The 11,284-nt window shown below is 68.6% G+C and carries 10 protein-coding genes; 6 read left to right on the top strand and 4 right to left on the bottom strand.

The features are described 5' to 3' along the window. Positions 1-216 precede the first annotated feature (216 nt). From D7V97_RS32075 to D7V97_RS32060, 4 genes are all read left to right on the top strand, one after another. Positions 217-1,527, top strand: coding sequence for an amidohydrolase family protein (locus D7V97_RS32075; protein ID WP_120614430.1), 1,311 nt, complete (start codon positions 217-219; stop codon positions 1,525-1,527). Positions 1,528-1,654: 127 nt separating this feature from the next. After that, the gene (locus tag D7V97_RS32070) at positions 1,655-2,821 is read left to right on the top strand and encodes a sensor histidine kinase (protein WP_199729004.1); all 1,167 of its coding nucleotides are present in this window, start codon (positions 1,655-1,657) and stop codon (positions 2,819-2,821) included. After that, positions 2,739-3,344: a DNA-binding response regulator gene (locus D7V97_RS32065; RefSeq protein ID WP_120614429.1), complete on the top strand. Its 606-nt coding sequence runs from the start codon at positions 2,739-2,741 to the stop codon at positions 3,342-3,344. Before D7V97_RS32070 ends, D7V97_RS32065 begins: the two co-directional genes overlap by 83 nt. An 88-nt stretch (positions 3,345-3,432) precedes the next feature. Then, positions 3,433-4,851 carry a hypothetical protein gene (locus D7V97_RS32060; protein WP_147445056.1) on the top strand — a complete coding sequence of 473 codons (1,419 nt, stop codon included), beginning with the start codon at positions 3,433-3,435 and terminating at the stop codon, positions 4,849-4,851. A gap of 68 nt (positions 4,852-4,919) precedes the next feature. On the opposite strand, the gene D7V97_RS32055 is transcribed toward D7V97_RS32060, so the two are convergent. Then, a complete protein-coding gene (locus D7V97_RS32055) occupies positions 4,920-6,962 on the bottom strand; it encodes an endo-1,3-alpha-glucanase family glycosylhydrolase (protein WP_158623496.1) in 2,043 nt (680 codons plus the stop codon). A gap of 13 nt (positions 6,963-6,975) precedes the next feature. Next, positions 6,976-7,770, bottom strand: coding sequence for a phytanoyl-CoA dioxygenase (locus D7V97_RS32050; protein ID WP_233583362.1), 795 nt, complete (start codon positions 7,768-7,770; stop codon positions 6,976-6,978). Between the two features lie 151 nt (positions 7,771-7,921). Here D7V97_RS32050 and D7V97_RS32045 point away from each other — a divergent pair, with 151 nt between their 5' ends. Then, positions 7,922-8,554 (top strand): glutathione S-transferase family protein, encoded by a 633-nt coding sequence (locus D7V97_RS32045; protein ID WP_120614426.1) that lies wholly within the window; start codon positions 7,922-7,924, stop codon positions 8,552-8,554. 67 nt (positions 8,555-8,621) lie between these two features. On the opposite strand, the gene D7V97_RS32040 is transcribed toward D7V97_RS32045, so the two are convergent. Beyond that, the gene (locus tag D7V97_RS32040) at positions 8,622-9,620 is read right to left on the bottom strand and encodes a GlxA family transcriptional regulator (RefSeq protein WP_233583361.1); all 999 of its coding nucleotides are present in this window, start codon (positions 9,618-9,620) and stop codon (positions 8,622-8,624) included. 74 nt (positions 9,621-9,694) lie between these two features. On the opposite strand from D7V97_RS32040, the gene D7V97_RS32035 reads away from it, so the two are divergent. Next, positions 9,695-10,522, top strand: coding sequence for a dienelactone hydrolase family protein (locus tag D7V97_RS32035; protein WP_120614424.1), 828 nt, complete (start codon positions 9,695-9,697; stop codon positions 10,520-10,522). A 76-nt stretch (positions 10,523-10,598) separates the two neighbouring features. Here the strand turns inward: D7V97_RS32035 and D7V97_RS32030 are convergent. Further along, positions 10,599-11,284 (bottom strand): MFS transporter (locus D7V97_RS32030; RefSeq protein ID WP_147445055.1); only part of this gene is annotated, 686 nt, incomplete at its 5' end.

Genomic DNA, 11,284 nt, shown 5'->3' with positions numbered 1-11,284 from the left:
GGATAAGAGACAGGGGCGGCCGGGCGGGCGTTGGCCGGGGTGCACGGGATCCCACCGTGTGGAGGGGGGCCTGGGGGGACTTCGGGAAACGCGTTGCCTGACATCCATGGCCGAGTGCGGGCATGACATTTGTCATGCTGGATGGATGGCCTTTTGCTCTGGCGGGCGAAAGGCCGCCACCGGAGGCTTCTCCCACCCCATCTCAGGGAGAAGAACATGCTCAAACCCCTGCTTCTGGCTGCCGCTCTCAGCGCAGCGCTGCCTGCATTCGCTGCCTCCACGCTGATCCGCGACGTGCGCGTGTTCGACGGACAGCGCACGCACGAACACCGCAATGTGCTGATCGACGGCACGCGGATCGCCGATCCCGACTTCCGCGGAGCGCCGCGTGCGGGAACCACCCTCATCGAAGGCAAAGGCCGCACGCTGATGCCGGGCCTGATCGACTCGCACGTGCATGCCTACCGCTATCTGGACCTGCCGCTCCTGTTCGGCGTCACGACCCAGATCGATATGTTCACCGGCGTCTCCCTCATGCAGGAGATGACGGCGCGCATGCAGCGTGGCGAGAACCACGACCGCGCGGACCTGTTCTCCGCCGGTACGCTCGCCACGGCGCCGGGCGGCCACGGCACCGAGTACGGGATTCCCATCCCCACGCTGACCCGGCCGGAACAAGCGCAGGGCTGGGTCGATGCCCGCATCGCCGAAGGCTCCGCTTTCATCAAGATCGTGCTGGAAGCGGGCAACGACACCCAGCCCCTGCCCAGCCTTGACCTGCCCACCCTGAAGGCGCTGGTGGATGCGGCGCACCGCCGCGGCAAGCTGGCGGTGGTCCATATCGCCACGCTGGCCAGCGCGCGCGCCGCGCTTGAAGCGGGCGCCGATGGGCTGGTGCACCTCTTCGTGGGCGAAGACATCGCGCCGGACGACCTGGCGGCCTTCGTGAAGCTGGCCCGCGACCGCAAGGCCTTCATCATCCCAACCTTCAGCGTCATGGAAAGCATCGCAGGCGTGCAGGAACAGGATGTGCTGGATGACCGCTCGCTGATGGCGCTGCTGCTGAAAGAACAGGTGCCGTCCCTGAAAGCCAGCCATGGGCCTACCGCGCGGCCCGAGAAGCTGCGTGCGCCGCGCGCCGTCGTGAAGGCGCTGCGCGACGCGGGCGTCACGCTGCTGGCAGGGACCGACGCGGGCAATCCAGGCACCCAGTACGGCGCCAGCATGCACCATGAGCTGCTGTCGCTGACCCAGGCAGGCATGACTCCGTCCGAAGTACTGGCCGCCGCGACCCGCGTGCCGGCACAGGCCTTCCGCCTGCCCCAGCGCGGCCGCATCGCCAGAGGCTACAAGGCCGACCTGCTGCTGGTAGAGGGCGACCCTACGGCGGATATCGGCGCGACCCGCCGCATCGTCGAGGTGTGGAAGGACGGCACGCCGGTATCACCGCTGCGCGCCGCGCGATTGAAGGCCGTGGCGGAAGAAGCCAGCACCCTGGAGGGAACGGCCAGCACGCAGCCGAAGTGAACGCGAACGTGCGCGCTCACCCTGATATCGTTCAACCCAGGACCCAAGCCGGGCGACCCTCATCTCCAGATCGCCGACGTCCGCCTCACGGAAGAGCAGGGAGAACCGCATGGACAGGATACGGCGAGTGCTGGCGGGGCCCTGGGTGCCGCCCGCGGCAGGCAAGGCGCCGTATCTGTGGCTGCTGTCGCTGAGTTCCTTCGCGTGGAAGTACTTCTACCTCCGCCCCTCCGTGCGGGAGCTGGCGATGCTGGCACTGACGACCATCGTCTTCGCGCCGATATACTTTTCCAGCTTCTGGTTGCGCGACAGGCGCCTTGTCCCCGTGCTGCTCGCGACCTTCGCGTTGGGCCTGGTCTGGGCGCCGTTCAACTTCGGCGCCTGCACCTTCTTCATCTTTGCTTCCGGCATGTGCGCGGGGATCGAGAACCGGCGCTACGCCTACGGCACGATCGCGCTGATCCTCTGCGGTGCGGCGCTGATTGCGCTGTCGGTCGACTTGCCGCTCAGCTTCCTCGTGCCCACGCTTGCTATTGGTACGCCGGTGGGCATCGCCAGCGTGATGGACGCCACCCTCAAGCGCAAGCAGTGGCAGCTGCTGCGCAAGCAGGAGGAAGTGGAACACCTGGCCCGCATCGCCGAGCGTGAACGCATCTCGCGCGACATGCACGACCTGCTGGGGCATACGCTCTCGCTGATCACGCTGAAGGCAGAGCTGGCAGGCCGCCTGCTGGACCGTGATGTCGAAGCCTCCCGCCGTGAGCTCAATGACATTGAAACCCATGCACGCAAGGCGCTGGCTGAAGTCCGCAGCGCCGTCAGCGGCTACCGACAGACCGGGTTCGCGCACGAGCTGGCGCAGGCGCGTGCCGCACTGGCCGCCGCGAATGTAACGCTGGACGCCCAGGTCCAGGCCTTTACCCTGCCCGCCACGGCGGAGAGCGTCCTGTCGCTGTCGTTGCGAGAAGCGGTCACCAACATCCTGCGCCATGCGGATGCAAGGCATTGCGAGGTCAGTGTGACCTTGCAGGACGGAGTGCTGGTCTGCCAGATCCGGGATGACGGAAAGAAGCTCGGTTCGCTGCAGGCGCTGGAGCAGGGCAATGGCCTGCGCGGCATGCAGGAACGCGTCGCCTCGCTGGGGGGCAGCTGCGCGTGGAAGTGGCGCGCGGGCTCTCGCTCGAACTGCGCCTGCCAACGGGAGGGATCGCATGATTCGCGTACTGATCGCGGAGGACCAGTCGCTGGTGCTTGGCGCGCTTGCCGCACTGCTCAAGCTGGAAGCCGACCTTGAGGTGGTGGGACAGGCGCGCAACGGGCAGGAAGCGCTTGCCCTGTGTGAGCAGCTATCGCCGGACATTGTCCTGACGGATATCGAAATGCCGCGGATGACGGGCCTGGAGCTGGCCGCCGCGCTGTCCGAACGGCAGGCCGCCGCGCGTGTCATCGTCGTGACGACCTTCGCGCGTTCCGGCTACCTGCGCCGCGCCCTGGCGGCCGGTGTGCGCGGCTATCTGCTGAAGGATGCGCCGTCCGAATCGCTGGCGGCCGCCATCCGTACGGTGCATTCGGGCGGCAGGGCCATCGCGCCGGAGCTGGCGCTGGAGAGCTGGAGCGGAGCGGAAGACCCCCTGAGCGAGCGCGAACGACAGGTGCTGCGGCTGGCGGGCGAAGGCCGCAGCGGCGCCGATATCGCGAAGCAGCTGTCGCTGTCCGAGGGAACGGTGCGCAACTATCTTTCGGAAGCGATCAGCAAGCTCCATGCAGGCAACCGCGTTGAAGCCTTCCGTATCGCCCGCGAAGCAGGCTGGCTCTAGGAAGCGGGCCGGCGCATCTTCGGCCTCGGGAAGGGTGTCAGAGGGTTCGGGTATCAAGGTGTAGCAACCCGAGGAAAGGATGGAATCCATGGCACCTCCCGTTCTCACCAACGACAAGTCGCAGGAGCATCAGGTGATGCTGGCCGGTTGGGATTGGTCTGAGACCAGCCCACCGTGGGCCTACACATCCACGAGCGCGTGGGAGTCCACGCTCCCCGCAGGCGTTCCGGTGGTGCCGCTGAGCACCGTGGCGGGTGACTTCTACACGAAGCTGCAAGCCACGGTAAACGCAGCCCCCGGACGGGTCATCGTGCGGCTCCCCGCGGGTGTGTTCACGCTCAATCAGTTCCGCGCGATCGGCTCCAGCGGAAACCCCACGTATGCGTTCGGGTTCTTCTTCCCGAAACTCGCGGGGTTCGTCGGGGCCGGGCCCGACAAGTCGATCATCGAGATGGCGGCAGGGTCGGTGAGTCAGGCGCAGCTGTCGCATATGTCCACCATGACCCAAGCGTCCTTCATCCAGTTGCAGATGGGCATGTGCCGACTCGACACCCAGTACTCGAACGCACCGGCACCCATCTACCTGGGGGGCGTCGGCTTCGAGGCCGCGCCACAGCCGCTCCTCACGTCGATCAGCAGCGACATCACGAACGGCGTGTACGTTCCGCAGTCGGCGCCGCATCTGGGCGTGGCGATCTACTCGGATTCGAATCGCCGTCACCCCGACTCCATCGTGACGCACTGCCGGTTCCGGGGTGCGGGCAAGGCGATGACCAGTCAGCCTCCGTTCGAGCTGAGCAACATCACCAGCCAGCGGAACCACGTCACCTACGCGCACACGGAGTTCGACGGGCGCATGAGTCCCCGCTACGACGCGACACGCCCCCGCAAGTGCGGGCCGTTCATGGCGAACGGCGGGGTCACCCAGCTCATCACCGACTGCTGGATGCATCACTCCAACGTGTCCCGGTACGCCGCGAACGACGAATCGGTCGCGTCCCCCACGGCCCTGTCGAACCACTACCGGATCGAGCGGTTGAAGATCGAGCAGATCACCAACAACCAGAACCGGCAGCCCCCGATCAACGGTGGCAACTCCCTGGGCGGGTACACGAACGCATCGTGCATCGGGTTCGAGTCATCGAACGCGCTGATCGAGATCATCGACTGCATCGCGTCCGTGGACAACAACCTCATCGCGGGGCAGGTTCCCTGTCACATCCAGTTGACCAACACGGGCGCTGCGCGTGCTGGTGGGCGGCTGTACGTGCGCGGCGGTGAGTTCCGTCACACGGCGTTCCCGCAGTTGAATGGGTTCGTGACGTTCCGCATCCAGCCCACCTCGAACTGGTGGACGGACGGCTTCAACACGACCCTCGACGTGCGCGACAACAGTGGCAACCGGCTGCTCCCGTATCAGGTGACGGGCACATGGCCCCCCACGGCCGCGGCGCTGGCCTCGGCAGGGGTTACCCCGGCAACCCACTTCCTGATCCGAAGCACTTAGGGAGGGCTCCAGTGCCCGAAGCCATGAGCTTCGGGCACTGAAACCACCGAGGCGCCCCTTGCGCGTCTTCAGCGCTTCAGCCACATCGGCTCGCCGGGGCACAGCCGGCAGCGGGCCTCACCGTTGGCGCAGGAGGCCGCGCAGGACGGGAGCGCCGCGCGGGCCGAGCTTCCGGCGCGGTACAGCAGGTCCTGGTACGCGCTGGAGCCCACGATGGGGTGCATGCTCTGGAACTCCACCACGGTGGCCCCCGAGCGCTTCAGCCGGAAGGTCGGCGTCCCCACCGCCAACGCCGTCCGGATGGCCTGCACGCCGCCCGCCGTCTTGTCCTCGCCGTAGGTCGTCGTCCCCTGCGTGATTTCGAGCCGGCCCGCCGACGTGAGGAAGCCCACCAGTTCCACGTCATTCGTCGCCGGGCACCCTGCCTTGCACACCGCGAGGTTCGCGGACGTCTGCGTCGTGGGCACGAGCGACTGACTGTGGATGCGGTGGTTGTAATACAGCACGTCGCGCTCGACGGTCGGCCGCGTGCCCGTCTTGAACCACTGGATGTAGTACGCGGTCATGTCGTACGCGGGCCACTGCTTCCCCGTCGACGGCCGGATGTTGTGGTGCTCGTGCTGGTCGTTCCAGGTGACGATCTGCACTTCGTCCAGGCCGTCGGCAATCACGTTCTCCCAGATGGAGCGGAGCGTCAGTGAGTTGCGCGCCTCCCAGAAGGCCCTGTCCTTGGGCCGGTAGTCCTGGCTGCTCATCGGGTGCATCCACGACTTCCCGTACCCGGCCGCCTTCGTCTTCAGGCTCCCGGAGTACCCCGCCGTCGTCACCGGGACGGCCGTCCCCCACCCCGCGTAGGCATCCCCCACGCTCCTGTACTCCTCGAAGAGCGCCGTGCTCCCCGTGCCAAGGAAGACAGGCACCAGGTACAGGCTCATGCCCAGCTCCGTCGACGCGCGCTGCTTCACGGTGGCGTAGAACGCCGCCGTCCGGCCCTGTGCGGCGGGATTGAACAGGCCGACGACATACTTCCCATCCGGCCGCCGCAGGAGCGCCGCGGAGCTCTTCAGCTGGCCCAGGATGCGAATCATCAGGTCCTGGTCCCCCGTCTGGCTCCCCGTCCCCAGGATCGTCATGTCGAAGTTGGGGACGATGTCGAAGCCGCCGACCTGCGAGGCCGCGTCGACAATCGTCTTCGCCCGCGTCCACACCGCGCCGTTGTTCACGTCGCTGTCGGTCCACAAATTCAGATAGAAGCCGTCAATGCCAATCCTCGCCGCGAGCTCGATTTCGTCCTTCGCGTCGCGAAGCCGCCAGTCCGTCTCCGTGCGGGGCAGTCTCGGGAGCGGCCGCTCCCGCATCATGCCGCCGTAGGCCGCGTGGACTCCGCCCTCGCCATTCACCGCGATGTAGTTGAGCTCGTAGTAGTCGTTGGACGTCGGGTTGGTGTTGCCCAACGACACCGGGTAGTAGTGCCAGTGCGCATACACCCGCTTCGCCGAGTTGCGGAGCGTGGTGCGCGGCACCGCGGTGAACGGCCACTCACACGGGCCACAGTCCGGCCCGCAGTCGACTCCCGTCTCGGTGCCGTTGCGCACCCGGTCCGAGCAGGTCGCGGCGGGCGTCACGCTCAGCGGGACGCTGTATTGATTGTCGCTCTCGGAGGTCTCCGCCGGCAGGCGGTTGATGTCATCCACATGCGCGAGGAGCGTGTGGTCCCCCGCCGTGGCCGGCGCGGTCCACAGCTTCGTCCCCGCGGGGCCGGAGTTGGCGGTGAGCGTGACGCTGGCCCCCGGCGCGAGGGAGCTCGTGTGCGTGTCCGACCACGACACCTGCGTGCCGTCCACCCAGAAGGAGAGGCCGTGGACGATGCCCGCGGGTGTCGCGACGTTCCCCGCGTTCTTGATGGTTGCGCTGAAGGTGACGGCACTGGTCGGGGCCACCGTGGTCGGGCTCACGCCCGTGACGACGAGGTTGTAGCCGTCCACCAGCGCCTCCTGCCGCGAGGCCGGGGGCTCCTGGAGCGGATCCCCACCACAGCCCATCCATGCGGCCAGCAGACCCAGGGACAGGACCTTCCATGCGCTCTTCGAGTGGTGAATCACCGGTTGCATCCAGAGGCTCCGTTCAGGGTTCCGCCTCCTGCTCTCGCGCCAGCGCGAGCTGGATGGCGCGTTCCACGGGCGGGCCGGCTCCATTGTCGCGGTGGAGCTGAAAGGGTTGCTTCGGGAACAGCGGTGGCTGCGCCATGAACTTCGGCCGGGTGCCCCGGTGGGGTTGCGCGGCGTGCACCAGGAACGGATGGCAGAGGTAGACGGTGCCCGCCGCTCCCGTGGCGAAGGCAAGTGGGCACCCGTGCGTGGCGTCCAGCTTCTCCGCCAGCTCCATGAACGACAGGCCCGCTTCACCCTCGGGCTCCAGCAACCGGGCCACCCGCAGGTGCGAGCCCACGCGGATGCGGGTGGGCGCGTCGTCCTCGCCCACGTCGGAGAAGAGGAAGAGCATCAGCAGCGCGCGGCCTCGCGAGGCCACATTCACGCGCCAGTCGAAGAACGACGACGGGTCCTTCCCCGGGAAGCTGGCGTCCACATGCCAGCCGTCATCCCCCGGTACCTCGCTGCTCGGGAAGCTGCCAAGGCTGGAGCGCGGCGCCCAGCCTCCGGGGCCCACGAGCCTGTCATAGGCCGCGTGGAGTTGGGGCGTGTTCGCCGCGAGCCGGAAGGGCTCCTGGGTGTATTCGCCCAGCCGGATGACGGGCCGGGTCCAGGTCGTCGGGTCGTCCGACCTGCAGCCCGTGTCGCGCCACAACAACTCGCGGGCCTCGGCCGCCAACGCTGACGGGAAGGCCCCGTCGATTCGAATGAAGCCCTCTGCGATGAACCGGTCCACCTGCGCGTCCGAAAGTTCCACCGCTGCTCCCATGTGTTGCCGTCCAGACGGCGGCGACCTGGCGACGAGTCCGCCGTTGCATTCAAGCACGCGGTCCAATGGGGTCCTGGATACGGACGACCGCACCGTACCGCCATCCCTGAGATGATGCCGTACCCCGTTACCCCGTTCGCACGGAGACCTCATGTACACGCTCTACTATTCGCCGGGTGCCGCCAGCATGCTGGTGCACTGGGTGCTGCTCGAACTCGGCCAGCCGCACTCCCTGGAACGCGTCGACACCAGCACCGGACAGCAGAAGCGCCCCGAGTACCTGGCGCTCAACCCGAATGGCGTCGTGCCGACCCTGCTGATTGACGGAAAGCCGCACTTCGAGGCCGCGGCCCTGGTGGCGTACCTCGCGGACCGCCATCCGGAGGCGAGCCTGGCTCCCGCGCCGGGGAGCGCGGCGCGCGTGGCCTACTACCAGTGGATGTTCCACCTGGCGAACATGGTGCAGCCGCTGTTCCGGCAGTGGTGGTACCCCCACGAGCCCGCGGGGGAGGCCCATGCCGAAGCCGTGCGCTCCACCGTCGCGGGCCGCATCGAGCGCGCGTGGCAGGTGGTGGATGCGCACCTCGCCGCGAACGGCCCCTTCCTGCTGGGGAAGACGCTCAGCGTCGCGGACTTCTACCTCGTCATGCTGATGCGCTGGTCCCGCGCCATGCCGAAGCCCGCCACGGCGTGGCCGCACCTGGCCGCGGTCGCCACCCACTTGAAGGCGCGGCCTTCGTTCGCGACCCTGTACCAGCGCGAGGGGCTGACGGAGTGGGCCTGAGAGGCTGAGCTGCTCCACGGAGCCGAAGCCCGGGCGTCGGCAGGCCCCGGTGCGTCAGACACGCCGCTCACCGCTTCCGGGGGGCCCCCGCTCCCCGTCCTCGTGGCGTCTCGCCAGCGTGCCGCTTGTACACGCGGCGAAACGCGGCCGCATCGGCGTAGCCCACCCGCGCGGAGACCTCCTCGACCGACTCCCGGGTCGTCTCCAGGAGGTGGGAGGCGTGAGCCACGCGGACTCGCTGCACGAACTCGAGCGGCGTCATGCCCAGGCCGGCCTGGACCCGCCGTGCGAGCGTCCGCGTGGAGGTGGCGGCGGCGCGGGCAAGCTCGTCCAACGTCAGCTGCCGGCCGAGGTTCGCCGCGACGAATCGTTCCACCGCGCGCAGCGCCGGATCCGCGACGCGCAGATGCTCCATCACCATGTACCTTGACTGTGAAACGCGCTCGTCGAGCACGAGGTAGCGAGCCACCAGGTGCGCGAGCGACGGGCTCGCGACGCGAGCGACGATGGCCAACATCAAGTCCGCGTGCGCGAAGGCCGAGCCCGCGGTGAGGACGCCTTCGCTCTCGACGACCATCCGGTCCGCGCGGACGGTGACTTCGGGGAAGCGACGCGCGAACGCTGGCACGAGCCACCAGGTCGTGGTCGCGCTCCGTCCCGCGAGGAGCCCCGCCGCGGCGAGGACGAAGGTCGCCGAGCAGGATGCCGCGACCCTCGCCCCTTTCGCCGCCGCGCGCGCAAGGAGCTCCATGCCGCGCGAGGTGTCGGCGCGGGAGAGCAGGGACTCGATGGCGCGCTCGCTGGCCGCGGAGAGTCCGGGAACCAGCAGCACGTCTCCCGCCTTCACGCTCCGGAGGCTGAGCGTGCCGTCCACGGAGACGGAGCGTCCCGTGCCCGAGCGGACGGGACGGCCGTCGAGCGACACCACGCGCTGACGCAGCGGCTCCGCTCGCCCGGGCCCAGGGCAGAGGCCTGCCTCCACGAGTCGCGCGGCCGTGGCGACCACGTCGAGTCCGACGCCCAGCGGGCCTTCGGCCACTCCCTCCAGGACGACATGGGTGATCACGATGGCAAGACTAGACCGAAGCTTGTCAATCCTGCCACTGGCCTGGACGGTGGGTTTTTCCGCATCGTCCAGGCATGCGAGCTTCCGCCCCTGAGTCCACCGTTGACGACCCGCTCGACGATTTCGAGCGACGGTCCATCACCCTCGATTCGGTCATGCGCCCGGTCTACGTCGCCGGTCGCGGTCCCGCGGTCATCGTCATGGCCGAGATGCCGGGCATCAGCCCTCACGTCGCGCGCTTCGCCCGGTGGGTGCGAGACGCGGGCTTCACGGTCTACATGCCGTCGTTGTTCGGGAGGGATGGGGCCTATCCGCAGGCGGAAGCAGGGCTGGCCGTGATGAAGCGCGCGTGCGTGAGCGCGGAGTTCCGCGCGTTCGCGGCGAACGAATCGAGCCCTGTGACGCAGTGGCTGCGCGCGCTCGCACGCCTCGCGCATGAAGAGTGCGGAGGCCCCGGCGTCGGCGCCATCGGGATGTGTTTCACCGGCAACTTCGCGCTCAGCATGATGCTCGAGCCCGCGGTGCTGGCGCCCGTCCTCTGCCAGCCCTCGCTGCCGCTCGAAACCCCGGGCGCGATTCAAATCGCCCCCGGTGAAGCCGCGGCCGTGAAGGAGCGGCTCGAGCGCGAGGACCTGACGGTGCTCGCGTACCGCTTCGAAGGCGATCGCTACTGCACGGCCCAGCGCTTCGCGGCTTATGCCGAAGCGCTGGGGCCGCGCTTCCTCCCGAAGGTCCTGCCCGCTTCGGCCGCGAACCCCAGGCCCCCACCGTTCTTCGAACGGGTCGTGGGCGGGGCGCACAGCGTCGTGACGGCCCACCTCATCGACGCGGCCGGAGAGCCGACGATCGCGGCGCGCGACGAGATCCTGGCCTTCTTCGCACGGAGGCTTCATCCGGCTTGAGCGCCGGTGGCCTCACCGCGGCCTGGGCCGCTCTGGATTGCAGGCCACCCAGGTCGTCAGGGTTCCTCGCCCGCGGTCACGACACCACCGCGGCAGCGCCGTCCGCGGCCGCGGTCGCGCCCAGGGTACGCATGGCCACCGCGAGCGCGAGCAGCAGCAGCACACTCGCGCAGAAGAAGGCGACGCCCGGCAGATAGAGCGCGGCGCCCGGCGCGGTGAAGTGTGCGAACAGCGTCGTCGCGCACAGCGGCCCCACGATGGCGGCGAGCCCGCCCAGGCTGGTGATGGCCCCCTGCACCGCGCCTTGCTCCTCCGCCGGCACGCGCGCGGAGATGAGCGACTGGGCGACCGGCGTGGCGAGGCTGCCCATCACTCCGAGCACCATACTGGCAAAGAGCATCCAGGGCTGCGCGGAGAGTCCGTGGAGCACGTTGGCGAGCGCGGCCACCCCCAGGGCCGTGTAGAGCGTGCGCCGCTCTCCGAGCCGCCGCACCAGGGGCGCGAGTACCAGGGTCTGCGCCAGCACGTTGAGCACCCCGCTGAATGCCATGGCCAGCCCGTTACCCCGCGCGGACCAGCCGTAGCGCTCGGTGCCGTACAGCACCCAGGTGCTGATGATGAAGTACATGCCGAGCGTGCCAGACGTGAGCGCCAGCACGATGCCGGACACGCCGCGGTGGCGTCGCAGGGCGCCCAGACTGCCGAAGGGGTTCGCCTGGCGCAGCAGCGCCAGGGGCCGGCGCCGCTCGGGCGGGTGGGACT

Origin of the sequence: Corallococcus sp. CA053C, from assembly GCF_003611675.1 — a bacterium.
Taxonomy (GTDB): domain Bacteria; phylum Myxococcota; class Myxococcia; order Myxococcales; family Myxococcaceae; genus Corallococcus.
The sequence above is the reverse complement of the archived record's forward strand: the minus strand, read 5'-3'. Positions and strand labels throughout refer to the sequence as shown.

Coding starts and splice junctions, on each gene's coding strand:
- D7V97_RS32075 (WP_120614430.1), top strand. CDS start 217: ATGCTCAAACCCCTGCTTCTGGCTGCCGCTCTCAGCGCAGCGCTGCCT.
- D7V97_RS32065 (WP_120614429.1), top strand. CDS start 2,739: ATGATTCGCGTACTGATCGCGGAGGACCAGTCGCTGGTGCTTGGCGCG.
- D7V97_RS32060 (WP_147445056.1), top strand. CDS start 3,433: ATGGCACCTCCCGTTCTCACCAACGACAAGTCGCAGGAGCATCAGGTG.
- D7V97_RS32055 (WP_158623496.1), bottom strand. CDS start 6,962: ATGCAACCGGTGATTCACCACTCGAAGAGCGCATGGAAGGTCCTGTCC.
- D7V97_RS32050 (WP_233583362.1), bottom strand. CDS start 7,770: ATGGGAGCAGCGGTGGAACTTTCGGACGCGCAGGTGGACCGGTTCATC.
- D7V97_RS32045 (WP_120614426.1), top strand. CDS start 7,922: ATGTACACGCTCTACTATTCGCCGGGTGCCGCCAGCATGCTGGTGCAC.
- D7V97_RS32035 (WP_120614424.1), top strand. CDS start 9,695: ATGCGAGCTTCCGCCCCTGAGTCCACCGTTGACGACCCGCTCGACGAT.